The 26,502-nt window shown below is 60.0% G+C and carries 27 protein-coding genes, 1 tRNA gene and 1 pseudogene; 19 read left to right on the forward strand and 10 right to left on the reverse strand.

The window, feature by feature from the left end:
* Positions 1 to 19: 19 nt before the first annotated feature.
* From HJB84_RS02775 to HJB84_RS02800, 7 genes and pseudogenes are all read left to right on the forward strand, one after another.
* Complete coding sequence (locus tag HJB84_RS02775) at positions 20 to 919, forward strand: LysR family transcriptional regulator (RefSeq protein ID WP_221115233.1); 900 nt, start codon at positions 20 to 22, stop codon at positions 917 to 919.
* Between the two features lie 291 nt (positions 920 to 1,210).
* On the forward strand, positions 1,211 to 1,675 hold the full coding sequence (rplM, locus tag HJB84_RS02780; RefSeq protein ID WP_221115234.1) for a 50S ribosomal protein L13: 465 nt from the start codon (positions 1,211 to 1,213) through the stop codon (positions 1,673 to 1,675).
* A 2-nt stretch (positions 1,676 to 1,677) separates the two neighbouring features.
* Entirely contained in the window at positions 1,678 to 2,145 is a 468-nt protein-coding gene (gene rpsI / locus HJB84_RS02785) for a 30S ribosomal protein S9 (RefSeq protein WP_221115235.1), read from the forward strand.
* Positions 2,146 to 2,361: 216 nt separating this feature from the next.
* Positions 2,362 to 2,520, forward strand: a pseudogene (locus HJB84_RS33435) (CmlA/FloR family chloramphenicol efflux MFS transporter); the annotation flags it as partial.
* Between the two features lie 195 nt (positions 2,521 to 2,715).
* The gene (speB, locus tag HJB84_RS02790; protein WP_207583766.1) at positions 2,716 to 3,678 is read left to right on the forward strand and encodes an agmatinase; all 963 of its coding nucleotides are present in this window, start codon (positions 2,716 to 2,718) and stop codon (positions 3,676 to 3,678) included.
* 59 nt (positions 3,679 to 3,737) lie between these two features.
* Positions 3,738 to 4,670 carry an N-acetyl-gamma-glutamyl-phosphate reductase gene (gene argC / locus HJB84_RS02795; protein ID WP_207583765.1) on the forward strand — a complete coding sequence of 311 codons (933 nt, stop codon included), beginning with the start codon at positions 3,738 to 3,740 and terminating at the stop codon, positions 4,668 to 4,670.
* Between the two features lie 4 nt (positions 4,671 to 4,674).
* Positions 4,675 to 5,466: a sulfite exporter TauE/SafE family protein gene (locus HJB84_RS02800; protein ID WP_221115236.1), complete on the forward strand. Its 792-nt coding sequence runs from the start codon at positions 4,675 to 4,677 to the stop codon at positions 5,464 to 5,466.
* Positions 5,467 to 5,477: 11 nt separating this feature from the next.
* Here HJB84_RS02800 and HJB84_RS02805 read toward each other — a convergent pair whose 3' ends face one another.
* Positions 5,478 to 6,581 (reverse strand): COX15/CtaA family protein, encoded by a 1,104-nt coding sequence (locus HJB84_RS02805; RefSeq protein WP_207583763.1) that lies wholly within the window; start codon positions 6,579 to 6,581, stop codon positions 5,478 to 5,480.
* Between the two features lie 115 nt (positions 6,582 to 6,696).
* Between HJB84_RS02805 and HJB84_RS02810 the strand changes: the two genes are divergently transcribed.
* Positions 6,697 to 6,906, forward strand: a complete 210-nt coding sequence (locus tag HJB84_RS02810; protein ID WP_207583762.1) for a DUF2842 domain-containing protein — start codon at positions 6,697 to 6,699, stop codon at positions 6,904 to 6,906.
* Between the two features lie 122 nt (positions 6,907 to 7,028).
* The gene (locus tag HJB84_RS02815; protein WP_207583761.1) at positions 7,029 to 8,270 is read left to right on the forward strand and encodes a GNAT family N-acetyltransferase; all 1,242 of its coding nucleotides are present in this window, start codon (positions 7,029 to 7,031) and stop codon (positions 8,268 to 8,270) included.
* A gap of 62 nt (positions 8,271 to 8,332) precedes the next feature.
* Here HJB84_RS02815 and HJB84_RS02820 read toward each other — a convergent pair whose 3' ends face one another.
* Positions 8,333 to 10,498 carry a GumC family protein gene (locus HJB84_RS02820; protein WP_207583760.1) on the reverse strand — a complete coding sequence of 722 codons (2,166 nt, stop codon included), beginning with the start codon at positions 10,496 to 10,498 and terminating at the stop codon, positions 8,333 to 8,335.
* Between the two features lie 302 nt (positions 10,499 to 10,800).
* Here HJB84_RS02820 and HJB84_RS02825 point away from each other — a divergent pair, with 302 nt between their 5' ends.
* From HJB84_RS02825 to HJB84_RS02840, 4 genes are read left to right on the forward strand one after another with little or no spacing between them, the layout of a single operon-like run.
* On the forward strand, positions 10,801 to 11,376 hold the full coding sequence (locus HJB84_RS02825) for a polysaccharide biosynthesis/export family protein (RefSeq protein WP_207583759.1): 576 nt from the start codon (positions 10,801 to 10,803) through the stop codon (positions 11,374 to 11,376).
* Positions 11,377 to 11,379: 3 nt separating this feature from the next.
* Complete coding sequence (locus HJB84_RS02830; RefSeq protein WP_221115365.1) at positions 11,380 to 12,549, forward strand: glycosyltransferase family 4 protein; 1,170 nt, start codon at positions 11,380 to 11,382, stop codon at positions 12,547 to 12,549.
* A gap of 56 nt (positions 12,550 to 12,605) precedes the next feature.
* A complete protein-coding gene (locus HJB84_RS02835) occupies positions 12,606 to 14,171 on the forward strand; it encodes an undecaprenyl-phosphate glucose phosphotransferase (protein WP_207583758.1) in 1,566 nt (521 codons plus the stop codon).
* Complete coding sequence (locus HJB84_RS02840; RefSeq protein WP_221115237.1) at positions 14,168 to 15,400, forward strand: O-antigen ligase; 1,233 nt, start codon at positions 14,168 to 14,170, stop codon at positions 15,398 to 15,400. The genes HJB84_RS02835 and HJB84_RS02840 overlap by 4 nt, the downstream gene beginning before the upstream one ends.
* An 18-nt stretch (positions 15,401 to 15,418) precedes the next feature.
* Here the strand turns inward: HJB84_RS02840 and HJB84_RS02845 are convergent, their stop codons facing one another.
* The 3 genes from HJB84_RS02845 to HJB84_RS02855 all read right to left on the reverse strand — a co-directional run bounded on the left by HJB84_RS02845 (position 15,419) and on the right by HJB84_RS02855 (position 18,629).
* Positions 15,419 to 16,249, reverse strand: coding sequence for a carbohydrate ABC transporter permease (locus HJB84_RS02845; protein WP_207583756.1), 831 nt, complete (start codon positions 16,247 to 16,249; stop codon positions 15,419 to 15,421).
* Positions 16,249 to 17,142, reverse strand: coding sequence for a carbohydrate ABC transporter permease (locus HJB84_RS02850; protein ID WP_164008873.1), 894 nt, complete (start codon positions 17,140 to 17,142; stop codon positions 16,249 to 16,251). The genes HJB84_RS02845 and HJB84_RS02850 overlap by 1 nt, the downstream gene beginning before the upstream one ends.
* 152 nt (positions 17,143 to 17,294) lie before the next feature.
* Entirely contained in the window at positions 17,295 to 18,629 is a 1,335-nt protein-coding gene (locus tag HJB84_RS02855) for an extracellular solute-binding protein (protein ID WP_207583755.1), read from the reverse strand.
* A gap of 174 nt (positions 18,630 to 18,803) precedes the next feature.
* Here HJB84_RS02855 and HJB84_RS02860 point away from each other — a divergent pair, with 174 nt between their 5' ends.
* Positions 18,804 to 19,418 (forward strand): GNAT family N-acetyltransferase, encoded by a 615-nt coding sequence (locus HJB84_RS02860; protein ID WP_207583754.1) that lies wholly within the window; start codon positions 18,804 to 18,806, stop codon positions 19,416 to 19,418.
* Between the two features lie 146 nt (positions 19,419 to 19,564).
* Here the strand turns inward: HJB84_RS02860 and HJB84_RS02865 are convergent, their stop codons facing one another.
* Positions 19,565 to 21,322 (reverse strand): glycogen debranching protein, encoded by a 1,758-nt coding sequence (locus HJB84_RS02865; protein WP_207583753.1) that lies wholly within the window; start codon positions 21,320 to 21,322, stop codon positions 19,565 to 19,567.
* Between the two features lie 198 nt (positions 21,323 to 21,520).
* Between HJB84_RS02865 and HJB84_RS02870 the strand changes: the two genes are divergently transcribed.
* The 3 genes from HJB84_RS02870 to HJB84_RS02880 all read left to right on the forward strand — a co-directional run bounded on the left by HJB84_RS02870 (position 21,521) and on the right by HJB84_RS02880 (position 23,468).
* Positions 21,521 to 22,702, forward strand: coding sequence for an ROK family transcriptional regulator (locus HJB84_RS02870; RefSeq protein WP_207584285.1), 1,182 nt, complete (start codon positions 21,521 to 21,523; stop codon positions 22,700 to 22,702).
* Between the two features lie 49 nt (positions 22,703 to 22,751).
* Entirely contained in the window at positions 22,752 to 23,045 is a 294-nt protein-coding gene (locus HJB84_RS02875; RefSeq protein ID WP_207583752.1) for a RodZ family helix-turn-helix domain-containing protein, read from the forward strand.
* 273 nt (positions 23,046 to 23,318) lie between these two features.
* Entirely contained in the window at positions 23,319 to 23,468 is a 150-nt protein-coding gene (locus HJB84_RS02880) for a hypothetical protein (RefSeq protein WP_207583751.1), read from the forward strand.
* Positions 23,469 to 23,471: 3 nt separating this feature from the next.
* On the opposite strand, the gene HJB84_RS02885 is transcribed toward HJB84_RS02880, so the two are convergent.
* The gene (locus tag HJB84_RS02885; protein WP_207583750.1) at positions 23,472 to 23,684 is read right to left on the reverse strand and encodes a hypothetical protein; all 213 of its coding nucleotides are present in this window, start codon (positions 23,682 to 23,684) and stop codon (positions 23,472 to 23,474) included.
* Positions 23,685 to 23,810: 126 nt separating this feature from the next.
* On the opposite strand from HJB84_RS02885, the gene HJB84_RS02890 reads away from it, so the two are divergent.
* A complete protein-coding gene (locus HJB84_RS02890; RefSeq protein WP_221115366.1) occupies positions 23,811 to 24,023 on the forward strand; it encodes a DUF982 domain-containing protein in 213 nt (70 codons plus the stop codon).
* Between the two features lie 2 nt (positions 24,024 to 24,025).
* On the opposite strand, the gene HJB84_RS02895 is transcribed toward HJB84_RS02890, so the two are convergent.
* Complete coding sequence (locus HJB84_RS02895; RefSeq protein ID WP_207583749.1) at positions 24,026 to 24,244, reverse strand: hypothetical protein; 219 nt, start codon at positions 24,242 to 24,244, stop codon at positions 24,026 to 24,028.
* A gap of 558 nt (positions 24,245 to 24,802) precedes the next feature.
* Between HJB84_RS02895 and HJB84_RS02900 the strand changes: the two genes are divergently transcribed.
* The gene (locus HJB84_RS02900; protein WP_207584283.1) at positions 24,803 to 25,435 is read left to right on the forward strand and encodes a bifunctional 2-polyprenyl-6-hydroxyphenol methylase/3-demethylubiquinol 3-O-methyltransferase UbiG; all 633 of its coding nucleotides are present in this window, start codon (positions 24,803 to 24,805) and stop codon (positions 25,433 to 25,435) included.
* 196 nt (positions 25,436 to 25,631) lie between these two features.
* On the opposite strand, the gene HJB84_RS02905 is transcribed toward HJB84_RS02900, so the two are convergent.
* Positions 25,632 to 25,708, reverse strand: a tRNA-Pro gene (locus HJB84_RS02905).
* Positions 25,709 to 25,806: 98 nt separating this feature from the next.
* Positions 25,807 to 26,475 (reverse strand): HAD family hydrolase, encoded by a 669-nt coding sequence (locus tag HJB84_RS02910; protein ID WP_221115238.1) that lies wholly within the window; start codon positions 26,473 to 26,475, stop codon positions 25,807 to 25,809.
* Between the last annotated feature and the right edge of the window lie 27 nt (positions 26,476 to 26,502).

The raw sequence follows: 26,502 nt of genomic DNA on the forward strand, positions 1-26,502 counted from the left end.
AGCTTATGGATATTATGATATGCATAAGGATTTCCTTGGTATGGCGCTCAACCTCGATCAGCTCGCGACCTTCGTCAACGTCGCCGATCTCGGAAGCTTTACGGCGGCAGCCGACAAAGAAGGACTGACGCAACCGGCTGTCAGCCTGCAGGTCAAGGGGCTCGAGCAGCGGCTCGGCGTCCGGCTGATCGAGCGCATCGGGCGGCGGGCGCAGCCGACCGCGGCAGGCCTCGACCTGCTCGTGCATGCAAGACGACTATTGCAGGACGCGGGGGCAGCTGAGGAAGCGATGATGCCCTACAGGGATGGCGCCAGCGGCCGCGTGCGCATCGGCAGCGGCGGCACGGCGTCGATCCATCTGCTTCCTCGCGCCATTGCCGCCGTCAGAAAATCCATGCCCGGTCTCGAAATTGTCGTGCGCATCGGCGATGCCGACGACATCTTGCGCGATCTGGAGGCCAACAGCCTCGACATCGCCGTTGTTGCCCTGCCGGCTTCGGGACGCAACTTCGAGATCGAACCATTCTACGAGGAGGAATTGCTGGCCGTCGCGCCCGCCGGCAGTCTCATGCCCGACGGCGGACCGGACGCCGCCTTCATGCGCGACAAGACACTGCTGCTTTATGAAGGCGGCAATACGCGACGGGCAATCGATGCGTGGCTTTCCGAACCGGATAGCAGTATCCGACCGGCGATGGAGTTCGGCAGCATCGAGGCGATCAAGGAACTGGTGGCCGTCGGGCTCGGCTGGTCGATCCTGCCGGGACTGGCGCTGAGGCGCGACCGGGCCAGCCTCGTGACGACGTCATCGCTGAAACCGAAGCTCACGCGCCGCCTCGGCATGGTTCTGCGCCGCGACAAACACCTGACACGCGGCCTCCGCGACATCATGAAGTGCCTGCGCGAATTTAAAGGTTAGGGCCTTTTTCAAACCCGGAGGACATGAAAAACGCCCCGGCATAGCAGTCCGCCACCCAAACAATATGTGGTGCCATAATACCTCATACATAACCAATTGTTTTTGCTTGTATTTTTTTCACCTCGCCGGAACGACCGATATTGACCCAATGTCACATTCCCTTTATACACCGCGCAGAACGCAGCCTGTCCGGGCTGCTTTCTTTTTGGCATGGCGCAAGCCTGCCAATCCAAGCAACAAGAAACGCCCTTCAAGCCTTCGGGCCAAGGGTCTCAAAAGAGAGTATTCACTATGGCAACCTTCTCCCAGAAGCCTGCAGAGGTGGAGAAGAAGTGGGTGATCATCGACGCCGAAGGGCTGGTCGTTGGCCGTCTCGCTTCCATCATCGCTATGCGCCTGCGCGGCAAGCACAAGGCAACCTTCACGCCTCACGTTGACGACGGCGACAACGTCATCGTCATCAATGCCGACAAGGTCGTTTTCACCGGCAAGAAGTATTCCGACAAGGTCTACTACTGGCACACCGGTTTTGCCGGCGGCATCAAGGAACGCACCGCGCGCCAGATCATCGAAGGCCGCTTCCCGGAGCGCGTCCTCGAAAAGGCCGTCGAACGCATGGTTCCGCGTGGCCCGCTCGGCCGTCGCCAGATGAAGAACCTGCGCGTTTACTCCGGCGCCAACCATCCCCATGAAGCCCAGCAGCCGGTCGCCCTCGACGTTGCCGTGCTCAACAAAAAGAACGTAAGGAGCGCCTGATCATGGCTGACCTCTCCTCCCTGAAGGATCTCGGCACGGTTTCCGAAGCTGCTGCTCCGGCCCATGTCCGCAAGGTTGATTCGCTCGGCCGCTCCTACGCGACCGGCAAGCGCAAGAACGCCGTTGCCCGCGTCTGGCTCAAGCCGGGCTCCGGCAAGATCATCGTCAACGGCAAGGAATTCGCGGAATATTTCGCCCGTCCGGTGCTGCAGATGATCCTGCGCCAGCCGATCGTTGCGGCTGCCCGTGACGGCCAGTTCGACATCATCGCAACCGTTGCCGGCGGTGGCCTGTCCGGCCAGGCCGGTGCAGTTCGCCACGGCCTGTCCAAGGCGCTCACCTACTTCGAACCGGGCCTTCGCCCGGTATTGAAGAAGGGCGGCTTCCTGACCCGCGACAGCCGCGTCGTCGAACGCAAGAAGTACGGCAAGGCAAAGGCCCGCCGCTCGTTCCAGTTCTCCAAGCGTTAATCGCTTCGGACAGACGGAATTACGAAGGCCGGGGCAACCCGGCCTTTTTCTTTTGCGCTGTTTAAACCACGCGAAAGCGTGCTGGCATGACGTTGTCGCAATCGGGTTCTGCAGATAGAAACGCGGCAAAGCGCTTCGGGAAGAGTAAAGCCAAGTCAGGGGCGCGTGATGGGAACAACCAAGTCCGCGGACAAATAGGCCGCAACAAACGGCGGCGCACTCTATTTCTGCATCGAGAGCATCATCGTCGGCTTTGCCGGAACCTTCTTCGTGCTTCTGCTCGGCGGCGACAGCGCCTGGCCGCTCGTGGGTTATGTCTGTGTGACCGCGCTGACAACGCTTTCTGGATTGTGGTCCCTGCGAGAACCGGCTTGACGGGCAGACGGCCAAAGGACGGCCGCTCGATGACACCGAGCGGCCGTCATCCGAACGATTGCTTGAAATCTTTCCGCACCTCGCCTACCCCTTTCTGCGCGCGAGCGGATCGGCCAATTCCTCCGCGCGGATCCCGCCGCCGACACTCCGGCGTCGGACGCGACAATGGTTCTGCGACCGAAAAAGGAGCATGACTTGGCGAACAGATCGATCGACCACGCCTTCACGGCGACCAGCCTCACCTCCGCCGCCAGCGACCCGACCTTTGCCGGAGCGCTGTCCTTCATGCGCCGCCGCTTCACCAAGGAGCTCGCCGGCGTCGACGTTGCCGTCTGGGGTATTCCCTTCGACGCCGCGACCTCGAACAGGCCGGGCACGCGCTTCGGGCCGCAAGCGATCCGGCGCGCCTCGGCGATCTTCGACAATGATCCGCAATATCCCTTCAACCGCGATCTCTTCACCGAGATGGCCGTCATCGATTACGGCGATTGCCTGCTCGACTACGGCAATCATCAGGATACGCCTGATGCCATCGAACGCCAGGCCAACGTCATCCTCGACAGCGGCGCTTTTCTGCTGACGCTCGGCGGCGATCACTACGTTACCTGGCCGCTGCTGAAAGCCCACGCGGCAAAACACGGGCCGCTCGCGCTTGTGCAGTTCGACGCGCACCAGGACACCTGGTTCGACGAAGAACGGCGCATCGACCATGGTTCCTTCGTGGCACGGGCCGCCCGCGAGGGCATCATTGATCCCGACCGCTCGATCCAGGTCGGTATCCGCACCCATGCGCCGGAGGATTTCGGCGTCAATATTCTCTATGGTCATCAGGTCGAGGAGATGAGCGCCGGCGATATCGCCTCGGCGATCATCTCGCATACGCGCGGCGCGCCGGCCTATCTCACCTTCGATATCGATTGCCTCGATCCGGCCTTTGCACCGGGCACCGGCACGCCGGTTGCCGGCGGCCCATCGAGCGCCAAGATCCTCTCGGTGCTGCAGCGCCTGCACCAGCTCGATATTCGCGGTGCCGATGTCGTCGAGGTGTCGCCACCCTACGACCATGCCGATATCACCGCCATTGCGGGGGCAACGGTGGCGATGTATATGCTGGGGCTTCATGCCGAGAGACGCGCCATCGCCGTGTCACAAGGCTGACGTATCATCCCAAAGTGAATCCGGAAACCTTCTGAACCCATTGAAAGCGCAGGTCTAACATGGCACCGAAAATCTTCATCGACGGCGAACACGGCACGACGGGTCTGCAGATCCGCACGCGCATGGCTGGCCGCCGCGATGTCGAGCTTCTGTCCATTCCAGAGGCCGAGCGGCGCAACGCGGCCATGCGCGAGGACATGCTGAACAGCACCGATATCGCCATTCTCTGCCTGCCTGACGACGCTTCCAAGGAAGCGGTGCAGATGGTTTCGGCCAACAATAACGTCCGCGTCATCGACACCTCGACCGCCTTCCGCGTCAATTCCGGCTGGGCCTATGGCTTTGCCGAAATGGACAGCGCGCAGGCCGACAGGATCAAGGCGGCCCGTTTTGTCGCCAATCCCGGCTGCTACCCCACGGGCGCGATCGGCCTCATCCGGCCGCTGCGTGCTGCCGGCATGCTGCCGGACGGCTATCCGGTGACGGTCAACGCGGTGTCCGGCTATACCGGCGGCGGCAAGCAGATGATCGCGCAGATGGAAAACCCGGATCACCCGGATGCGATCACCGCACCACATTTCCTCTACGGCCTGCCGCTGACCCACAAACATGTGCCTGAAATGACCGTGCACGGACTGCTCGACCGCGCGCCGATCTTCTCGCCGTCGGTCGGCAAGTTCGCACAGGGCATGATCGTCCAGGTGCCGCTGCATCTCGGCGACCTCGCCGAAGGCACGACGATGGAGAGCATCCATGCAGCCCTCGTCGCCCATTATGCCGGCCAGGATATCGTCACCGTCGTGCCGCTCGCCGAAAGCAAGGTCCTGCCCCGCATCAACGCCGTCGAGCTCGAAGGCAAGGACACGATGAAGCTCTTCGTCTTCGGCACGCCAGGCACCTCGCAAGTCAATCTGGTGGCGCTGCTCGACAATCTCGGCAAGGGCGCCTCGGGTGCTGCCGTGCAGAATATGGACCTGATGCTCGCCTCCTGACGTCATGACGCTCGATGTGCTCATCGCCGGCGTGCACGCCTGGTTTGCCGCCGCCCTGCCCGACCATGGCATCTATGCGCTGATGGCGTTCGCCGTCGTCGCCGGGCTCGCCCGCGGTTTTTCGGGCTTCGGCGCCGCATTGATCTTCATTCCGCTCGCCGGCGCGATCGTCGGGCCGAAGCTGGTCTCGCCGATCCTGCTCGTCATCGACGGCATTGCGACAGTCGGGATGATCCCGCCCGCATGGCGCGGCGCCAACCGACCCGAGGTCTTCGTCATGGCGGCGGGTGCGGCCCTCGGCGTCCCGGCCGGCACGGCGATGCTGGCGCTGCTCGACCCGCTGCTTTTGCGCTGGAGCATTACCATCATCGCGATCGCCCTACTCGCGCTTCTCGCATCGGGATGGCGATACCACGGCGCGCCTTCGGCAGCACTCAGCAGCGGCATCGGCCTAATCGCCGGGCTTTTCAGCGGCGCCGCGCAGCTCGGCGGGCCGCCTGTTGTCGCCTACTGGCTTGGCGGCAAAAGCGACTTCACGCGCGTCAGGGCGAACGTCGTTCTCTATTTCTCGATCTCGTCCGTCTTCAGTGCCATCAGCTATTATATCGGCGGACTGTTCGTGCCCACCGTCTTCGCACTGACCGCCATCATCCTGCCGAGTTATGCGGTCGGGCTTTACGGCGGCTCGAAACTGTTCGGACTCGCCGAGGAGCGGACCTTCCGCATCGCCTGCTATATCCTGATCGCCGCCGCCGCGATCATCGGCATGCCGTTGCTCGATGGGGTGCTGCGTTAGAACAGGATGATTCAATCGCGCTCTGTGATCATCGTCCCATGCGGATATTCGCCGTAAAAGCCGCGCCAGTTGGCGACGGCGAAACCGAAAACCACCAGGGCGCCGGCCTGATGCAGCAGGCCCCAGTGAAGCGGCACCTGCATCAGCAGCGTGGCGATGCCGACTGCGGCCTGCAGGGTCACCAGCGCGAAGAGCACGACGGCGCGGCGGGCATGGGTGGTCCATGGTGCGGCGCGCAGCGCGATCACCATGTTGATCAAGGTCAATGCGAAGAGCGTATAGGCGCCGATGCGGTGGATGAATTGCACCGTCTTCGGGTTCTCGAAGGCGTTGATCCAGAAGGGCTGCTGGATCAGCAGATCCGACGGGATGACGGCGCCATCCATCAGCGGCCAGGTATTGTAGGAAAAACCGGCGTCGAGCCCTGCCACCAGCGCGCCGAGATAGATCTGGAACAGTGCGAAAACGGCGATCGCGGCGGCAAAACCGCGCGAGCTTCGCGCCGGCGCCGGATCGCTGGAATGCCTGGAAAGCCCGCGCATGATCCACATGCAGCCGGCAAAGATCAAGCAGGCCATGACGAGATGCGTCGCTAGCCTGTACTGGCTGACGTCGGTGCGGACAGACAGGCCAGACGACACCATCCACCAGCCGATAAAACCCTGTAGGCCACCAAGCGCCAGAATGCCGACGAGCGGCCAGCGCAGGCGCTTTTCAATCCGCCCCGTCAGCCAGAAAAAGATGAGCGGCAGCGCGAAGATCACGCCGATGCCACGGGCGATCAGCCGGTGCGCCCATTCCCACCAGAAAATGCCCTTGAACTCGTCGACGGTCATCGAGCTGTTCAACTGCTGAAACTCAGGAATGCGCTGGTAGAGGCGAAATTCCTCCTCCCATTCGGCAGCCGACAGCGGCGGGATGACGCCGTGGATCGGCTTCCACTCGGTGATCGACAGGCCGGAATTGGTTAGCCGCGTGGCGCCACCGACGAGCACGAGACAGAAGAGCGCCAAAAGCACGAAACCAAGCCAGAAACGCAAGGCGCGGCGGTCGCGGTCCTGCTTGCGCACTTCGCTCAGGATCGCCTGTTCCGTGGTCGGGTTTGCGACAGCCATGATGTCTCCTTCTATCCGGCAGTTGATTTGCCCCACCGGCTCATGCAAAACAAGCCCCGAACCTTTGCGGCATGCCGTCGCGCCGGCTCGCCCTGTCCATGCCGAGAGATAAACGATGCCCATTCGCCTCCGCAAATTCATCGGCACGATCCTCATCGTCGTGCTCGTGCTGGTCTATGCGCTGGTGGCGAACACGATCGCGGTGGCAGCGCTCGGCAACGCGCCCTGGTGGGGACACCTGCTCTATTTCCTGCTCACCGGCCTGCTCTGGGTATTGCCGGCAATGGTGATCATCAAATGGATGGCCGGACCGCCGCAGCAATAGGCCATTAACGGCCGAATAACCGTGATCGGCGGAAAACCTCGCCCGACGCGTGCAGTTAAACCAAATATACGTCTGGCATACCTACCTTCCCGTTCAGCATTCTTGACCGGAGAAAACCACCCGTGCAGACGCAAAAGCTCGATGTTCATGAACAGCCGTCGGAGGACGTGGCGCTGGCCCAAACGGCCATTTCGCGCCTGCGTCAGCTGAGCATGAAACTCGCCATGGCCGAAGTCGATATCGAAGTCTTCGACGCAATGCAGCCGTTGGAGGACGACTGGCGAGCGCTGGAGCGCGACAATCTCCAGTCACTCCATCAGAGCTATGATTGGTGCGCCGCCTGGGTGAGCGCCTTTCAGCGGCCGCTGGCGATCCTCAAAGGCACCTATGCGGGTCAGACGGCATTCATTCTGCCGGTCGAAATCATCAAGTCTCGGGGGCTTGCGACCGCGAAGTTCATCGCCGCCGATCACAGCAATATCAATACCGGCCTGTTCTCCGAGAGCTTTGCAGAGGCCGGCGGGACCATCGATCCCGGCAAGTTCGCCGGTCAGCTGCAGCAGGCGCTCAAGGGTCGGGCCGATCTGCTGCTGCTGCAGAACATTCCGCTGGAATGGCGCGGACGACCGACCCCGCTTGCGGGGCTGCCGATGGTGCAGAACCAGAATCATGCCTATCAGCTGCCGTTCTTTCCCGCTTTCGAGGACACGCTGAAGCAGCTCAACGCCAAGAACCGACGCAAGAAATTCCGTGTTCAATCGAAACGTCTCGAGGCGGCCGGCGGCGTCGAATACGTTGTCCCCGAGACTTCGGAAGAACAGCACCGTCTGCTCGATATCTTTTTCCGCCTGAAGAGCGCCCGCTTCGCCAGCCTCGGCCTGCCCGACGTCTTCGCCGACAAGGAAACGCGGGCCTTTTTGCACGGCCTCATCGACAAGCGGGATGACGACCGGCGGTATTTCGGGCTGCAGATGCATGTGCTGCGGCTCAAGAGTGAGAATGAGGGCCGGGTCGCCGCAATTTCAGGGATTTCGCGCAAGGGCGACCACATCATCTGCCAGTTCGGCGCAATCGACGAAGAGCTCGTTCCGGATACGAGCCCCGGCGAATTCCTCTATTGGCAGACCATTTCGGGATTGCATGGCAAGGGCGTGGCGCTGTTCGATTTCGGCCTTGGCGACCAGACTTACAAGCGTTCCTGGGCGCCTGTGGAGACCGCGCATTACGACGTGGTGCTGCCGGTCTCGCAGTTCGGCGTTCTCGCCGGCGCCGCGCACCGGATCGTCACCCGCGGCAAGGCCCATATCAAGGCCCGCCCGAAGCTCTATAAGTTCACGCAGAGCATCCGAGCACGGCTCGGCTAAGCGGTCTTTGTCTTACGCATGTCGTTGCCGCAAAACCGCGGCACACTTTTGCGCGGCATGCGTTAGGCGGCCTGGCCGAGCCTCTGCTCCGCCGCTTCACCACCCGACATCAACACGACGCGCTCGTAGCCCGCAGCCTGGAATTCCGTCATCAGGGCAACGAAGATCGTCTCCTCGACTTCCGGCAGGGAGAGAATGATCTCGACGTCGCGGCTGCGCGTCAGCCGCGAGACGCCGGCGACATCGGCCGAACCGCATTCGACCACCACGAGGTCGTAGGCGGCGGCAAGCGCATCGAGCAGCAGCGACAGCCGGTCCACACCGCGCATGGCGCGGCGAACGTCACTCTGGCCCTGGGGAATGAGATGGGCATCGGAAAGGTGGTCGCCGTGGATCGTGTCGCCAAAAGCGGCCTCGCCGCATAGCAGATCGGTGACGCCAAGAGCGGCCTGGTCCTCGGCCATCAATTCTGTGGGATAACCGGAACCGGTCATATCGATCAGGATGACGCGGCGGCCGGCGTCGGCGAGCATGCGGGTCAGCAAAACCGTTGCCGCCGAGCCATTGTCACCAGTCGGAGATATTGCGATTGCCAGCGGCGCCCGGCTGCCTGCGAGATAATCCGCAACCGAGGCGATTGAGAATTCGTTCTCGTCCTCCGGCGCCGCCTCGGCAGCCTTGACGTCCTCGACCGGATCTTCGTCGGCGACCACGGCGAGCATGCTCGGCCGGACGGGCTTTCTGACGACAGCGATAACGGGAGCGGCCTGCGGGGTATCCCTGTCCTCGACGAGCGTTTCGGCCTCGATCGCCTCACGGGACGCATCGACGGCACGCAGCGCCCGGCCGCTGAAAAGTTCGGCCAGCATGGTGACGATGGCGCTCAAGATCAATGTCGCAACGGTCGCGACGACGACGATCGGCACCACCTTCGGGAAATAGGGATCGACCGGCTCGATGGCTTTGGAAACGATACGGGCATCGGCTGGGCTCGAATTGCTGTCGGCGCGCGAGGCAGCCTCGCGGTAGCGCACCAGATAGGTTTCGAGCAGCTGCCGCTGGGCGGTCGCCTCGCGCTCCAGCGCATTAAGACCGACCTCGTCTTCACCGGCGCGAGCGCTATTGGCCTGCACCGTATCCGACTGCCGCTCAAGCTCGCTCGCTCTCAGATCTGCGACCTTGGATTCGTTGTCGATGCTCGCCAGAATCTTCTGGGTCTCCTGGCGGATCTGAGCCCGGATATCGGAGAGCTGGGCACGCAGGCTTTTCAGCCGCGGATGATTGTTGAGAAGGCTGGTCTGCAGGTCTGAAATCTGCGACTGCAGGCCGGATTCCGTCGCTTTCAGCCGCTGGATCGCCTGGGACGACATGATGTCCGGCAGCGTGTCGGAGGCCTCGCCCGAAGACAGCGCATTGCGCACCGCCTGCGCCCTCGCCTCGGCATTGGCCTTGTCGCCGCGCACACGGGTCAGCTCAGCAGAGATATCGTTCAGCTGCTGGGCCGGAAAGGTGGTCGTGCCGTTGGTCTGCAGCAGCCCGTGGGAGGTGCGATATTCAGCGACCTTCTTCTCGGCTTCGCTGACCTTGCCACGCAGGCCTTCGATCTCCGGCTCCAGCCAGCGCGTCGCTTCGGAATTGGAATCGAGCTTGGCGCCGCTCTGCGTCGAAAGATAGACATTGGCCATGGCGTTCGGAATGGCGGCGGCGAGCTTCGGGTCCTTCGAAGTAAAACTGATGCCGATGACGCGTGAACCCGGCACCTGGTAGACCTGCAGGCGTTCGACGAAGGCATCGATCACTCGCTCTTCCGGCGGATTCTCCAGCGGGTTCTTCTTCAGATGCAGCTTCACCAGGATGCTGCTCATCGCCGAGCCGTCGGCTGCATCGTCGAATTCCGGCAGGTTATAGAGCTTCAGGTCGTTGATGACCTTCTTGAGAAGATCGGCCGATTGCAGCAGCTGCACCTGGCTGGCGATATTCAGCTCATCCATCAGCGGACCGGCGCTGGCGTCGTTGGCCTGCTGGGTGCTGGCGAAGGCCGGCGCGCGGGGTTCGATCAGAATGCGCGTTTCGCTGCGAAATTGTGGCGACATGATCTTGGCGCCTGTAAAGGCGACGCCCGCCCCCACGAGGGTAATCGCCAGAATCCGCAGACGGCGCGCCCAGACGGCGCGGACCAACTGGCCGAGGTCGATGTCCACATCCTGATCACGCGCTACGCCGGACATGCTCTTACTCCACAACAAAGGTGCCGCAAGCGTAAACGACCATGGTAACTCAACGGTTAATGGCAATCTTGCGGAGTAATGAGCGGAGCATGATGCCGAAAAGTGTGAGCGGTTTTGGGCGACATCATGCTCTGACTTTTAATTTAGAACAGGATTCAGATCTGAGGCCGATCCGGCCTAAGATCATCCTGTTCTAAGGAGCGATGAAAGAAACCAGGAAATTGCAAGCGGCCTTTACCGGGCATTAACCCTAACGGATCGATAACGGCTCTACCGAGTTCATTTTCTGTGAGCACAAACGGATGTCTGTCGTCCAGCCCAAGATCCTTTTGGCCCTGAGCCTTGCAGCCATGACGGCAGCATTGGGCGGCTGCACGACGTACAAGCCGGCTCCGAAGGCCTTCAACGAGGCGACTATCCAGCCCTATACGCTGGACAGCGGCGATCGGTTGCGCGTTACCGTCTTCGACCAGCAGAGCCTGACCAACACCTATACGGTGGATCAGGCCGGCTATATTGCCTTCCCCCTCATCGGCCAGGTCCCTGCCCGCGGCCGAACTCTGCAGCAGCTCTCGGGGCAAATCGCTCAGAAACTGCAACAGGGCTATCTTCGCGATCCCGACGTCACCATCGATGTCGATCGCTACCGTTCGATCTTTCTCATGGGCGAAGTCGGCCAACCCGGCCAGTATGCCTATGTCCCCGGCATGACGGTGCAGAATGCTATCGCGGTCGCTGGCGGCTTTACCGGCCGCGCCAACCAGAGCATGGTCGACGTCACCCGCAAGATCAACGGACGAGTGCTGACCGGCCGCATCAACATATCGGGGCCGATTATCGCCGGCGACACGATCTATGTTCGCGAACGGCTCTTCTGAATGATGGCAGAACAGCAGCCGCTCCGCATCCTCCATTGCTTCAGGTCGCCGGTCGGCGGGATTTTCCGACATGTCCGCGACCTCGTCGAGGAGCACAGCAAGGCCGGTCATGAAATCGGCATCCTCTGTGACAGCTCGACTGGCGGCGAATACGAGGACAGCCTGTTCGACGATATCCGTCCCTATCTCTCGCTCGGCCTGACACGCGTGCCGATCCGGCGCTCGATCAGTCCGTCAGATATTGCGACGATGTGGGATACATACAAGAAAATCAAAAGTTTGCGGCCGGATGTGCTGCACGGACACGGCGCCAAGGGCGGCGTGCTCGCGCGACTTGCCGGCTCAGCGTTGCGGGTGAACAGGTATCGCGTAGCCCGCCTCTACACCGCGCATGGTGGAAGCCTGCATTATTCGCGTTCCTCGTTCAGTGGACAGTTCGTCCTCAGTATGGAGCGCCTGCAGGAATATTTCACCGATGCGCTGGTCTTCATCTGCGAATACGAGCGCGACACCTATGCGCGCAAAGTGGGTAAGCCGCGGACGAAGACGAGACTGATCTATAACGGTATCGCCGAGCGCGATTTCGAGCCGATCCCGACCCGCTCGGATGCGGTGCATTTCATCTATGTGGGAATGCTCCGGGACCTCAAGGGTCCCGATCTGTTTGTCGATGCCTTCGCCAAGACCGAACGGCTGCTCGGCAGGCCGCTGTCGGCACTGATGATCGGCGACGGGCCGGATCGCGATCGCTACCGCGAGATGATGGTCGAGCGCGGCCTCGGCAAACGCATCGGCATGCTACCGGCGATGCGGGTCCACGAAGCCTTCTCCATGGCGCAGAACCTTGTCGTTCCCTCGCGCGCCGAAGCCATGCCCTATATCGTGCTCGAAGGGCTCGGCGCCGGCAAGACGATCATCGCAAGCCGTGTCGGCGGCATTCCCGAGGTGCTCGGCGCCGACAGCGCAGCCCTTGTGGAGGCCGGGAATTCCGACGATCTCGCGCGCGTCATGGCGGAAACGCTGAGCACACCCGACTGGCACGCCAGGACGATGCCGAAGCCCGAGGCGGTGAAGGCGGTGTTTTCCTCCGCCGTCATGGCACGCGATGTCCTGAAATTGTACCATGAACTCGTCGGTGCCGCCGACCGTCAAGCAATGCCCGCCGCCTCGTAAATATTTCTTAGGGGCTTTCTGGTATTTCGCTTGGTGACAACGAGCGAAAAAGCCCCATGAACAAGCTGGAAAAAGGCGATCAATTCGACGTGGAAGCACTGCGCAAGCAGGTCTCCGACATCGAGGTGCGCGGCGACGCGGGTCAGGAAAAACCTTCCGGCCCGACCGAAATCAACCCCTATGCCCGGCAGATCGCCGAACAGTTCCGCGATGGAACCAATTCGCCTGTCATCATCATCGGGCAATTGCGGCTGCTGGAATTCCTGGCGCTCTTCGCGATCGCCCTGATCGTTCACACTTTCTGGCCCGGCGACGGCCATGATTCCTCCTGGATGCGGGCGGGCATGGCGGCGATCGCTTCGGCCTTGACCGTCATCGGCCTCCAGCTTGCCGACACCTACACCATCCCAGCGCTTCGGGCCAAGCTGCGGCTGATCCCGCGCATTCTGGCTTCGTGGACGATCGCGCTTCTCCTGACCGTCGGCCTGTTCGCTCTGGTTCGCGGCAGCACATGGGCGATGGTCGTCGACGCCTTTATACCCTGGTTTGCAGCCGGCGCGCTCTTCCTTGCCGCCGAGCGTTTCCTCGTCACCTACGGCATCCGCAACTGGGCGCGCAACGGCATCATGGAGCGCCGCGCCGTCATCGTCGGTGGCGGTGAGCCGGCCAAGGACCTGATCCGCATCCTCGAACAGCAGGATGACAACGACATCCGCATCTGCGGCATCTTCGACGATCGCGGCGAAAAGCGCTCGCCGATCATGGTCGCAGGCTATCCGAAGCTCGGCACCGTGGCCGAACTCGTCGAATTCGTGCGGCTGACGCGCATCGACATGCTGATCATCGCTCTGCCGCTTTCGGCCGAGGCGCGTATCTACGACCTTTTGAAGAAGCTCTGGGTTCTGCCGGTCGATATCCGCCTTGCCGCGCATGCCAACCGGCTGCGTTTCCGGCCGCGCGCCTATTCGCATGTCGGCTCGGTGCCGATGCTCGACATTTTCAAGATGCCGATCCGCGACTGGGATTCCGTCGCCAAGCGCGGCTTCGACATCTTCTTCACCGTCGTCGCGCTGGCGCTGCTCTGGCCGCTGATGGTAGCGACGGCGATTGCCATCAAGGCAACCTCCGAAGGCCCGGTTTTCTTCATGCAGAAGCGCCACGGATTCAACAACGAAATCATCAACGTCTTCAAATTTCGCTCGATGTACACCAACATGGCCGACCCTACGGGAAAGGCCGCGGTCACCAAGGGCGATCCGCGTGTCACCCGCGTCGGCCGCTTCATCCGCAAGACCTCGATCGACGAATTGCCACAGTTTTTCAATGTCTTGAGGGGCGAGCTTTCGCTGGTCGGGCCGCGCCCGCATGCGGTTCTCGCCCAAGCCCGCGACCGCGCCTTCGGCGATGTCGTCGAGGGTTATTTCGCCCGCCACCGCGTCAAGCCCGGCGTCACCGGCTGGGCCCAGATCAATGGCTGGCGCGGTGAGGTGGACAATGACGAGAAGATCAAGTTCCGCACCGCATACGACCTCTATTACATCGAGAACTGGTCGCTCTGGTTCGATCTCAAGATCCTGTTCCTGACGCCGATCCGGCTGCTCAATACGGAAAACGCCTATTGACCGCGATCGAGGCGACATATCCGCGTGTCGCCCAGCCGCAGCGGATGACGCTGCGCCTGATCGGCTCGGCCTTCGTCGCCTTCGGCGTCTTCCTTTCCGGTTTCGTGATCGACGAGCCGGCACCCTACGAACTCTGGATGGCGGGGTTGATCGGCCTCTGGTTCATCCTGGGCCTCAGGATTTCGCGCGGCGTGGCGCCGCTGCTTGCCCTGCTGCTCACCTTCAATATCGGCGGCATGCTGTCGCTGACGCAGATGAAGGATCTGGCGACAGGGCCGATGTATATTGCGGTGTCGACCTTCCTGGCGCTGACGGCGGTCTTCTACGCAGCGATTATCGAGGATAGCCACAAGCGGCTGCCGCTGATCTTCAACGCCTGGACCTTCGCCGCCGTCGCCACCTCAGCGCTCGGCATACTCGGCTATTTCCATGCCTTTCCAGGCGCGGAAATCTTCACACTCTATGACCGCGCCAAGGGCGCCTTCCAGGACCCGAACGTCTTCGGCCCCTTCCTGGTGCCGCCATCACTCTATCTCGTCCACGGCATTCTGGTGGGCGACCTGAAGAAATCACCGCTGAAGGCTGCCGCCTTGCTCGTACTTGCGCTCGGCATCTTCCTGTCCTTTTCCCGCGCCGCCTGGGGTCTGTTCGCGCTCGGCGTGGGGCTGCTGATCTTCATCATGCTGCTCAAGGAGCGCAGCGGCGCCTTTCGCCTCAGGGTGCTGGTGCTGTCGCTGGCGGCGATCATCATGTTGGTCGCTTCGCTGCTGGTGGCGCTGCAGATTCCGAAGGTCGCCGAACTGTTTTCGGCGCGCGCCCAGCTAGTGCAGCAATATGACGGCGAGCATCTCGGCCGTTTCGAGCGCCACCGGATCGGCTTCACCATGATGATGGAGCGCCCGCTCGGCATCGGCCCGCTGGTGTTCGGCACAATGTTTCCCGAGGACGAGCACAATATCTGGCTGAAATCGCTCACCACCTATGGCTGGCTCGGCTTCGTTAGCTATGTCGGCATGCTCATCTGGACGCTTGCGCTCGGCTTCCGATACCTGCTGCTCGACCGCCCGTGGCAACCCTTCCTGATGATCGCCTGGATCTCGGTTCTCGGCCATGCGACGATCGGCAACGTCATCGATATCGACCACTGGCGCCATGTCTATCTGCTGCTCGGCACTGTCTGGGGCTGTGCGGCACTAGAAGTGCGCCACAGGCGTGGCCGGAGGCCATAGCTCCGATAATGTCGCAGTCTATTTCGTCGCGCCCGCCGTCAAGCCGGCGATAAACCGCCGCTGGAAAACCAGATACGTCAGGATGAGCGGGAAAATCACGATCACCGCGCCGGCGGTCAGAACTGGCGTGTTGACAGTGTAACGCCCTTGGAAAAACAGCATGCCGAGGGGCAGCGTCCGATAGGCGTCGTCGTTGACCAGAATGAACGGAATGAGAAACTCGTTCCAGGTCCAGATGAACAGGAACAGCGCCAGTGTCGACATTGCCGGTATCATCAGCGGGATAACGATCTTGCGAAGGATATGAAAGCGTCCGGCGCCGTCGAGGACCGCCGCTTCGAGAACTTCCTCCGGCAATTGCTGCATCGCACTGGCGAGGAAGATCGTTGAGAACGGTATCGACATGGCGATCTGCGGGATAATAAGCGCCGCATAGGTATTGATCAGCCCAAGGTATCGCATTTCATAGTAAAGCGGGATGATGAAGGCCTCGGCCGGCACCATCATGCCGAGCGTCAGGATCGCGAACAGCGTGCGCCGGAGCGGGAATGACAGGTAGGCAAAGGCAAAACCGGTCAGCAGGCCTAGAAAGACGCTTACTGCAACGACGGGTATGACAACGATGATCGAATTCCAGAAGTAGATGTTGAAATGTCCGGCATTCCAGGCATCGACATAATTTTCGAAATGCGGGTAGGCCGGCAATGCGAAAGCACCCCTGAGAACGTCAGCCTTGCTCTTTATCGACGTCAGCAGCAGAAGCAGGAACGGCGTGATCGTTACGAAAGCAAGAAGCCAGAGGAGAAGGCGAAGGAAGAGCGCGGCGGGGATGTTGGACGAACGGCTCATCAAGCCACTCCTTTGCTTCTAGAGCCGACCAGCCGGTGAATTGCATAGTTGATTGCGAATGTCAGCAACGCGCCGACAATGGCGATGGCCGCCGCAGCGCCGAACCGATTGAGCTCGAAGCCGAGCTGATACATGTAGATATTCGGCACGAGGGTCGCGTTTGCCGGTCCGCCGCGGGTCATTGTAAAAATCAAGTCGAAGCTTTTGATCGATGCTATCACCGTCAGAAGCAAAACCACCCTTATCTCAGGCATGAGAAGCGGCAGCGTTATCCAGAAAAATGTCTTTCGCGCCGAAGCGCCATCGACCTTGGCAGCATCGAACAGCGACGGGTCGATGCGCTGAATTCCGGTGAGGAAGATGACCATGCAGAAACCAAAGAAATACCATGTGGCAACGATCCCGACCGCGGGAAGCACAAAATTGAAATCTCCGAGCCACGGTAATGCGAACCTGCCCAGTCCTATCGCTCTGAGAAACTGATTGAACGGGCCGAATGCAGGATTGTAGAGCCATGCCCAGATGATGCCCAACACGGCAGTCGGCATGATATAGGGCAGAAACAGGAACGTTCTGAGCGCGAGTTGTTCGCGCTGCTTCAGATTCCAGACGCAGGCAGCAAGCGTTATGCCGAGCACGAGCGGCAGAACACAGTAGAAGATCATGAGCTCGGCGTTGTTACGCAAGGCGATGTAAAAACGGCTGTCGGAAAAGAGATCGGCATAATTACCGAGGCCAACCCACCTCGGCATGCTCAAGCCGTCCCAACTGGTCAGGCTCAATCCCAAAGCCGCGACAATCGGTCCAAAGACAAACGCCGCGTAAAGCAGCAATCCAGGCAATAAATAGATGAAATTGGTATGTTGCGTTCCATCAAGTGCGGAGCGTTTCATCCAGTACTCCATGAAGCCAAAGCTCTGGTCATCGCGCAGCAAGGCGTGAACTCGCAGCGCTCATTTTAACGTGGCGAACGGGACGCCGGTTGGACCGCCGAGCTGGCGGTCGTGACCACCGAGCTGGCGATCACGACCAGCGTCCGTGCTCCTTATTTCTTATCCTTCAAGTACGCCTGATAATCCTTGTCCATGGCATCGACAAAGGCTTCGGGCGTGATCTTGCCGGACAAGAGAAGTGGCGTGTTGTCGTCTATCGTCTTCAGCATCGTCGGGCTTGACCAATCGGGGTAATGGCCGAGTGCATCGTTGGCATTGAGTGTTTTCCACATCTCGATGCCAGAGGTCAGGAGCGGCGTGAGCTTGGGCTTTGCATCCGCCGGGAGCGATGTTGCGGGAAGGTAGCCGGCATTGGCCCAGCTTTCAGCGGCCTTTTCCGAAACCATGTAGTCGATATACTCGCCGGCCAAGTCCTGCTTTGTCTTGTCTTTGGCAAGGCTCGTTATCGCCCAGGCAAGATCCACGCCTCCGACACTCATGGGCTTGGAAATGCCCTTCGGAGCGGGAATGGCCATGAAGCCGATATCCGGATTGTTTTGCATGTCGCCGAAATACCAGGTCCCGGAGATCAGGAACGCGCCCTGCCCGGAAATGAAGAGCTGGACGGCGTCGTCACCCGAGATGCCCTCGAAACCAGGATAGAAATAGCCTCCCTGTGCCCAACTCTGCACGAGTTTGGCGGATTCGATATTGCCCTTGGTGTTCCAGGAACCGCCCTTGCCGTAAATCAGGTCATCAAGTTCGCCGCGATTGGCCGCGTCGATATGCGCTTGATCGATGGCACCGATCATGTGCAGGGCGAGATGCTGCTTTGCCGAGCCCATCATGAAGGGCGCGACGCCTTTTTCCTTCAGCTTATCAAGATCAGCCAAAAGCTCCTCGAAGGACTGCGGCAGTTTAACGCCTGCGTCGTCGAGGATCTTCTTGTTGTAGTAGAGGCCAACGATCTCGCCGAGACCCGATATGCCGTAGGTCTTGCCGACCCCGAATTTTGGCCCATCCCAGCGGTCTCGAGCAAGCACGGAATCCGACTGCCGCTTATCCCAGCCATATGTCTTGATGTACTCGTCAACCGGCAGGAGCAAACCTTCCTTGATCATCGCGCCCATGTCGCCGGCGCCCTGGTTGACCTTGGTGATGACAGGGCCATCCCCTGCCGAAACCGCAAGCTTCAGCGTCAGCTTCATGTCATCGAAGGTGCGGGCGGTGCGTTTGATCGTTACACCGGGATGGGCGGCTTCGAACTCCTTATTCAGTTGCTCGATAACCGCGCTCTGGCCTTCGAAGGTTTGGTCATCCCACACAGCCAGATCGTCGGCGCGGGCCGCGGAAAGGCCGAAACTCATAAGCGCCGCGCCTGCAAGCGCGACGGCTGCTTTCAATCGGTATGCCGGCAGTATGCTGATCGATTTCACGGTTCTATTCATCTGCTCCACCTCACTTGGTTTATTCTCCACTCCCCATCCGAGCCTTGCGCCTGGCACCGGCCGAACGTTTCCTTCCAGACCTTTGCCGGGCCTGCGAATCTGAGGTAATCGTCAATGCATGAGTCTCTCTCGCGACCTACAATGACAAAGCGCCACGCAGGAGGTGGCAAAGGTATGGACAGCAACTGCTTCATCCGCCCGGCGATTGAAGCGGATGTCGAAGCTCTTTTCGACATCTGCCTGAAAACCGCCAATGGCGGCGAGGATGCCAGCGCGCTTTATAGCGACCCGCATCTGCCCGGTTACATCTGGTCGGTACCCTATCTCAAGTTTGCCAGAGACCTTGCCTTTGTTCTCGTTCAGGGCGACCGGCCGGTCGGCTATGTCGTCGGAGCGGCCGATACCGGCGGGTTCGACAAAGACTTGGCGACACACTGGTGGCCGTTCGTCCGCCGAGAGATCGCCGGACTGACACCCAGCCATCCGCGCGACGCCGATGTGATCGAGCGAATTCAAAATCCGCGAAGCGGAACGACGTGGCTTCAAAACGATTATCCCGCGCATCTTCACATCAACATTCTTCCCGGACTTCAGGCAGGCGGCTGGGGGCGCAGGATGATCAGCACCGAGCTTCAGGCGCTTCGCAATCACGGGGTAAAGGCTGTGCATCTCGGGGTCGATCCAAACAACGAACGCGCCAGAGGTTTCTACCGTCATCTTGGTTTTTCCGAACTCGAACGGGACGGTTCCGTCGCCTTCGCCATGCGGATCGATGAGGGATCCGACTAGAGCATTTCCGTTTTTCTTCGAATCACGAAAATGCTCTAGCTCGTTATTTTCACGCAATTCCCTGGCCAAACCGGGTCGCGCTTTTCCCCGCAAAACCGCTGCACGCTTTTGCTGGAATTGCTTTAGAACCGAGCGAGCCGTCATGCTCATGAGATTGGCTCCGCATTTGCGGCGTCAAGCCCGTATTTTAAAACAACTGCCGCCGGCATGGCACTCCAGCCCTGAAGCAGGGAGCCGCGCCCGTAAGGCGGGGAGAAATATTCCACCGCACCGATCCAGCCATTCTCGAGGCAGGTTTCCCACCAGCGTGTCAGTGCATAGCGCGCACCGCCAAGTCCGTGGCGAAGGCGTTCTTCGGCATAGGCGCCATCCCAATACGGCCAGTCCGAGCCGTTATGGTAGCGGTAGGGAAAAGCCGTCTTGGATCGCAGATCGCTTGGCCGTTTGAATGGCGGATAGGCGCACATCACACCCCAGCTGCCATAGGGCTGCTCCTGATTGTTGCGCGTTTCGAGTCTCGTTTCAAATGCTCTCAGCAAGCCAACCGCCTTCTGCCCGGAAATCGCAGCAAATCGCGACAAGGTCAGGCTGTCGAGAGCCAGATGATCCTCGACAAAAGCGCCAGGCGTTCCATAGTCGACATATCCTCCCGTTGTCGGCACATAGAGCTTGGCTTCGATTTCTTCGCGGGCAAGATTTACGGTCTTGCGTGCGCGTTCGGCAAGCGTCGGATCGAGACTGTCTCCAAGCCTTGCCACCGCGTCCATGGCGCCTACGAAAAGACCCAGATCGTAAGAGACCAGACCCTCACGATAGACGTTGTCCGCCCAGTCTCGGTCGTTGCGCGGCTTCAGCGGCAGAACGCTGCCAGGACCGGCCATGCTGAGATAACGCTCCACGATTGCCTTGACGATCGGCCAGTGCCGTTGCACCTCGGCTGTATCTTTCGTTGCGCTGAAATAGTCGTCAATGAAAAGAATAAAGAAGAGCGGGCTGTCGAAGTGGTCGCTCCACCAATCTTGCGGACGGTTGTGGTACTCCGGAACCGCCCTCTTGTGGGTTTTGGGATTGGCCTTGCTGTCGGCGACAAAGCGCTGCCAAGCCTCTGACTGCGCAGGCCCGGTCAAGATTACGCCGCTTGGAGCTTCTCCATCCGGCTGGACCCCCTTGGCGAGCAGCCGGATCTCGTCGCGCACCGCCTCCGGCGCAAGCGTCAGAAGAGGCTGCATCGTCCAATAGCCATCGCGGTAATAGGTCCGCGCCGGAGCACTATAGGCCTGCCCTGCGGCAAGACCAGCGAAGGCGCCGTGTTCATCACGTCTGATGCTGGAAAGGGCGGCATGTATCCCCTGGCTGACCATGCTGCGCATCAGCGCGTCGGCGTCGGGCGTCAGATCACAACGTGCAACATATTCAGCGGCTTCCGTAATGATGGCCTGGCTGGTGAGGCTGAGAGCTTTCTCGGCTTCGCCTCTCGATGCGCCGACGGCAATCCGAAGATCCGAGCCGAGAGCGTCCACGATGAGCACACCCCAGCCCATTTCGAAAATTCGCCGATGATCGGTCCGAGTGAGCCTCGCGCTTGCGCCTTGTTCATCCGGCTCATGCCACCAGGCGCAACGGCGCGCCGGATATACACCCTGGAGACGCACGCCTCTGATCAACATCACCGGCAGCGACTGCGCGACGAATACGCCGCCATGTTCGCAGACCATTCGGTTCGGGGCATAGGTATAAGGCCCCCCGACGGCAGAAAATCTCACACGCCCCAGACTGCCGGCGCCCCAGAGAGCAAGATCAGCGTATCCATCCGGATGAACATCCGCCTGAAGGCGTGGCGCCATTACAGGCAATAAAACGCCCTCTTCGGCGAAAAGCTGTCCATCAGTCGAGGGCTTTATCATTGGCAATCCCCGCAATTGATCCCAGCCTACAGGTAGCCTTCCGTTTGTCAAGGACGTAGACAAAGAGAGAGCTGTAGTGTACTGAAAACCGGTAGAGATGATCAGATAGAGCTTCAGATCTCGCCTTTCGCGATATTGGAAAGCCAATATCGTGCTAATTAAGTATGTGCTCCGAACTAATTGCAACGAGCTGGCCGGATAGCAATGACCTCTTCTGTCGTACAGACTCCAATCGCACGAAAAATTTCAACCAATGCCGTGATCCGCACCGTGTTGGCCAGCGGGTCGATCTCCCGCGCCGATATTGCCAAGCTGACCGGCTTGTCAAAACAGACGATTTCCGATGTCGTGCGCGACCTTGAAGATGATGGTTGGCTGAAACCGATCGGACAGACCGACGGTCGACCCGGCCGGAATGCGATCATCTATGAAATCAATGCACGAGCAGGACTGGCTGTCTCCATCGATCTCGGTGGCACCAAGATTGCTGCGGCGATCTGCGATCTGTTGGGCAACGTCGTCGCCGAAACCAAAGTGGCCACCGACCCACGGGGCGGAATGCATCTCGTCAATCAGTTCAGCGATGTGATCGTTGAACTGGCGCTTGCTGTCGGAACGACCGCCGACAAGCTCCGTCTCGTCGTTCTGGGCAGTCCCGGCGTGCTCGATCCCGCCACCGGCCATATCAATGTGGCACCGAACATTCCCGGCATCGACGCCATGAATCTGTGGCAGGTCTTCAGCGATAGGATGGGCGTGCCGGTGATCGTCGAAAACGATGTCAACCTGGCGGCGCAAGGGGAGCGATGGCGGGGACACGGTGTCGAGACCGGCAATTTTGCTTTCATCGCTCTCGGAACCGGCGTCGGCATGGGCATTATCGCCAATGGTGCTCTGCTGCGCGGCGCGCGTGGCGCGGCCGGCGAAATCGCCTATCTCCCGATCGGCGGAGACGCTTTCGATCCTGGCGGGTTTACGCTTGGAACATTTGAGAGCGCGGTCGGCAGTGTCGCGATGCTTCGTCGCTACACGGGTTTCGGCGGGCGCAACGCATCCACCGTGGCCGACCTCTTCGCCGCCTTCAATGCGGGAGAGACAAGCGCCGTGGCGGCAATTGAAGAGACGGCAAGGCTGGTCGCAGTCGCCATTGCGGCCATCGGAGCAACGCTTGATCCTGAACTGGTGATCACCGGCGGCAGCATCGGTGCAAGACCCGAACTTGTAAATGCGATCCGGGGTTTCCTGCCGCGTTGCACGCCTTATCCGCCGCGCATCGAAATCAGCCGCTTTGGGAACCGCGCCGCGCTGATGGGAGGAATGGGGGTCGCGGTCGAGCGCATGCACGACGATCTATTTGGTGTAAAATTGAAGGACGCATGATCGGCTCGCGCCACTTGAGAACTACGGTGAATGCGCTAGATTTTGCGGTATGATAACAGCAACACAGATACGTGGCGCGCGGGCGATGATCGGAATGAGTATCGAAGAGCTCGCCGCCGCAAGTGGCTTGCCGATCGAGACCGTAGCGGCGCTGGAAAATGGCGAATTTGCGGGCGAGCCGCACGCGCTGTTTGATGTTCGCAGCACGCTCGAGGCGCAGGGCATCATCTTCCTGTCCAGCGGCAACCAGGATGAAGGCGGCCCCGGCATTCGATTGCGCGCACGTACGTCCAGCGACGACGGTATCCGGCCGGAGAACCTCAACGCCGCCAATGACGATTAGCGCATGGTGCCGAAAACTGCGCGGTTTTCGGACAGCATCGTGTTCTAACTCTTCAATTTAGAATGGGCCTTCAGAATTAGGCCGACGCGGCTTAAAATCGCTATTCTAAAGCGCGTCGCAGTTAACTTGATTCATACGACGCGCTTTAGCTCCTTGTTTTTATGCATGTCGTTATCCGGGAACCGCTGCACACTTCCCGGCGATCTGCATTAATGGAACCAAATAGGCGTTCGGCCGTTTCCGCTGTCCTAAAGGATATTGAGGGGCAGTCAGTTGAACCGCAGCAATGGTCTCTACGTCATCATCGGCGTTCTCGTCGTCGCCGTTATCGGCCTCGGCGCTTATATCTACCGTGAGGAGAGCAAGCCGCAGGGGATCGAGATGAGCATCGGCAAGAACGGTGTCTCGATCGAGCAGAACTGAGCGTCAGAGATAGGTCTTGGCCAGATCGGCGAGCTTGCCGCCGTCCTTGACGCCCTGCCTGTAGAGCTGAATGATGACCGCACCGATCCGCTCGGCTTCGGGCGTCGTCCTGACAAGACCGCGGTCCTCGCAGACCTTGTCGAGCACTTGCGACAGCAGATCGAGATCTTCCGAAAACAACGGTAAATCATGCGGATGGATTGATGATCGCAACATCACGCCGCATTTCCTCCGAGGGCAAACGCATTCACGCTTGCATTGCCGGCCGCCCTCCGCAACCAGCAAAATGATTATGCGCGACGGCTTGAACTTTAGCAACTACGCAAATTTCCACGGAACAAAATCAGGGAACAAATTTTTGCCCCAGATAGCAGCCTGATCGTTTCCACCGTCTGGGAAGCCGTCGAATATCTCAAACAATGGCCAAGTAAGCGTGGGCGCCATTATCGCATTGCGCGCCAGCATTGCCTGGATGCACTCGACGGGCTGCGCAGCCCGCGCACAGCACAGGCTTCCTTCATCACTGCGGCGAAGACGGCGGGATTGTTGTTGTGAGATTAGCCGGTGTGGCGGCCAGCGGCGGCGAACTGGGGGTGAATGGAGCCTTCCATGATCACCTTGGCGGTTACCTCGATCACACGCTCCTCGGCAATTTCCGCAAGCGCAAGTGCGACATCGCCCTCCGACCAGCCGGCTTTCACGGCCTCGTCTGTCAGGGCCTGGAACGCACTGGCGAGGGCTTGCCTGCAAGTTAAATTCTGTTTCATATCCGCCATGCGCTCGCATCAGGCTCGTTGTGACAGGGACGCTGTTAATCTACACGTATTTGCACGAATGCGAAGAGCTTTCGTCTTTTTTAAATTCAAATTGGATAATTCGAATTTAACTTGTGTATAATCTTAGCAAAATGCAAACTTCAAGCCCCATCTAACTGAGTTATCCCTAAAGAAACCGAATTATTTATTTAGAATCACAGCCGTTAAGGGTATTTCCTGCATTGTTTACTTTAAATAGCTACAAGGCCGCCGTCGAATTAGCGATTGTTTTTGACCTGCGATGGGACAAGCTGAATTGCGGCACGTTCTCTGCATCTCTTTGCTACCCTGTCGATCAACCGTCCCTGAGACGAAGGCGACCTTGGTCTAACGGCCGATCAACAGCTGGGGATCTGCGTCATGATCGGCACCGCAAATCGACCGGCGGCACCAGCTGCCAGGAGCGCCTTCGGCGCTAATCACGTTAATACCACAACGACACCACACTGCCGTCAAAGTCCGCCGTACGATTGCGTTGCGTATTATTGTGTTGGCGGGCTCACATCTTCAGGAGTTAAAATGTCTATCGAACTAGACGCGACGACCTATGTACACGCCAAGCCGGCGACCGCCCATTCTTACATTTTGCCAGCCGTTGTCGATGTTCTCGAGAACAGTTTCCAGCAGGCAAACGAAACGTCGGTCTTCGACCTCGGCTGTGGTGCCGGCGGTGCTGCAGCCGTGCTTGCGGGAAAGGGTTATGATGTCATCGGTGTCGATCCATCCGAGGACGGAATTGCCAAAGCGAGAACGGCCCACCCCGATCTTCCGCTGGAAATTGGCTCCGGTTACGAAGATCTTTCCAGCCGGTATGGGACCTTCGATGCGGTGATAAGCCTTGAGGTCGTGGAGCACGTTTATGATCCCAAGACTTTCTCGGCCACCATGTACGATCTGGTGAAGCCGGGCGGCATCGCGGTCATGTCGACGCCGTTTCATGGTTACTGGAAAAATCTGGCCTTGGCCGTGAGCGGCAAGATGGATGACCATTTCATGCCTCTCAAGAATCACGGCCATATCAAATTCTGGTCTCCGGAAACGCTGAGCACCCTCCTGCATGAAACAGGTTTCGAAGACGTCGATTTCGAATATGTCGGGAGGATTCCGCTCCTGGCGAAATCGATGATTGCGATCGCTCAGAAACCGCACTGAGGGCCAATCGCAAGCCCCCGCCCCTGCAGGGGCGGCGCACGGGCGGGCAAATAGCATGAACAGATAAAATTTTCGTTGGGGACTTTTTCGGGATTTCCGGTTCCCGTTTCAGCATACTTGCCAACGCTACGTCCCGTTTCCGCCTCTAGCAAGGCAACGAAAATTGACATTGTGACTGGGATTTCAAGGGGATAAATGGTCGGGGCGACAGGACTTGAACCTGCGACCCCTTGACCCCCAGTCAAGTGCGCTACCGGGCTGCGCTACGCCCCGACCTGCCGAAACGGCTTGTTTCGTTTAGTTTTTCAGCGCGTGCAATGCAAGCGGAAAAACCTTGCCCCCAACAAAAAGGAGGCGGTTTGTCGGAATGGTCAGATCGCGGTGAGCGTCAGCCGGCCTTCGGCGGTTTGGCGGGGCTGCCATGCCTGGTAGTTGGCGATCGAAAAATGTGGTGTTTCGAAGGGCGTGGCGTGGGTTTGCGTGATGACGGTGACATCGGCGCCGGCGGCCTCGCCGGCGAGAATGCCGGCGACGGCATCTTCGAAGACCAGGCATCTCGCGGGATCGACGCCGAGGCGGCTGGCGCCAAGCAGATAACCTTCGGGGCTGGGCTTGCCGGATTTGACCTCCTTGCCGCTGACGATGACCCTCGGCATCGGGATGCCGGCGGCCGCCATTCGCCGCCTGGCGAGCTCGATCGGCGCCGAGGTGACGATTGCCCATTTTCCATTGGCGATGGCGGAGAGGAAGCGGATGGCGCCGGGGATCTCGACGATGCCCGAGACATCTTCCATCTCCTCGGCGAGCAGCAGGTCCGCCTCATGGGCCGGATCGACGCCTGGGAGGCCGAGCCCCCGGATAACGTCGGAGGCGCGGATGCCGTGAATCGTCTTCAGCAAAACCTCCGGTTCGAAGCCGTGGCGTCTTGCCCAGTCGCTCCAGACCCGTTCGACGACGGCGATCGAATTCAGCAGCGTTCCGTCCATATCGAAGAGGAAGGCGTCATATGACCTGTCGAGGATGTCACGGAGAGCGGGCACGGGCGTTTCCTTGGGGCGCGGGAGGCC

Origin of the sequence: Rhizobium sp. NZLR1b, assembly GCF_019685155.1 — a bacterium.
GTDB lineage: Bacteria > Pseudomonadota > Alphaproteobacteria > Rhizobiales > Rhizobiaceae > Rhizobium.

Coding starts and splice junctions, on each gene's coding strand:
- HJB84_RS02775 (WP_221115233.1), top strand. CDS start 20: ATGCATAAGGATTTCCTTGGTATGGCGCTCAACCTCGATCAGCTCGCG.
- rplM (WP_221115234.1), top strand. CDS start 1,211: ATGGCAACCTTCTCCCAGAAGCCTGCAGAGGTGGAGAAGAAGTGGGTG.
- rpsI (WP_221115235.1), top strand. CDS start 1,678: ATGGCTGACCTCTCCTCCCTGAAGGATCTCGGCACGGTTTCCGAAGCT.
- argC (WP_207583765.1), top strand. CDS start 3,738: ATGGCACCGAAAATCTTCATCGACGGCGAACACGGCACGACGGGTCTG.
- HJB84_RS02800 (WP_221115236.1), top strand. CDS start 4,675: ATGACGCTCGATGTGCTCATCGCCGGCGTGCACGCCTGGTTTGCCGCC.
- HJB84_RS02805 (WP_207583763.1), bottom strand. CDS start 6,581: ATGGCTGTCGCAAACCCGACCACGGAACAGGCGATCCTGAGCGAAGTG.
- HJB84_RS02810 (WP_207583762.1), top strand. CDS start 6,697: ATGCCCATTCGCCTCCGCAAATTCATCGGCACGATCCTCATCGTCGTG.
- HJB84_RS02820 (WP_207583760.1), bottom strand. CDS start 10,498: ATGTCCGGCGTAGCGCGTGATCAGGATGTGGACATCGACCTCGGCCAG.
- HJB84_RS02825 (WP_207583759.1), top strand. CDS start 10,801: ATGTCTGTCGTCCAGCCCAAGATCCTTTTGGCCCTGAGCCTTGCAGCC.
- HJB84_RS02830 (WP_221115365.1), top strand. CDS start 11,380: ATGGCAGAACAGCAGCCGCTCCGCATCCTCCATTGCTTCAGGTCGCCG.
- HJB84_RS02835 (WP_207583758.1), top strand. CDS start 12,606: ATGAACAAGCTGGAAAAAGGCGATCAATTCGACGTGGAAGCACTGCGC.
- HJB84_RS02845 (WP_207583756.1), bottom strand. CDS start 16,249: ATGAGCCGTTCGTCCAACATCCCCGCCGCGCTCTTCCTTCGCCTTCTC.
- HJB84_RS02850 (WP_164008873.1), bottom strand. CDS start 17,142: ATGAAACGCTCCGCACTTGATGGAACGCAACATACCAATTTCATCTAT.
- HJB84_RS02855 (WP_207583755.1), bottom strand. CDS start 18,629: ATGAATAGAACCGTGAAATCGATCAGCATACTGCCGGCATACCGATTG.
- HJB84_RS02860 (WP_207583754.1), top strand. CDS start 18,804: ATGGACAGCAACTGCTTCATCCGCCCGGCGATTGAAGCGGATGTCGAA.
- HJB84_RS02865 (WP_207583753.1), bottom strand. CDS start 21,322: ATGATAAAGCCCTCGACTGATGGACAGCTTTTCGCCGAAGAGGGCGTT.
- HJB84_RS02875 (WP_207583752.1), top strand. CDS start 22,752: ATGATAACAGCAACACAGATACGTGGCGCGCGGGCGATGATCGGAATG.
- HJB84_RS02885 (WP_207583750.1), bottom strand. CDS start 23,684: ATGTTGCGATCATCAATCCATCCGCATGATTTACCGTTGTTTTCGGAA.
- HJB84_RS02895 (WP_207583749.1), bottom strand. CDS start 24,244: ATGGCGGATATGAAACAGAATTTAACTTGCAGGCAAGCCCTCGCCAGT.
- HJB84_RS02900 (WP_207584283.1), top strand. CDS start 24,803: ATGTCTATCGAACTAGACGCGACGACCTATGTACACGCCAAGCCGGCG.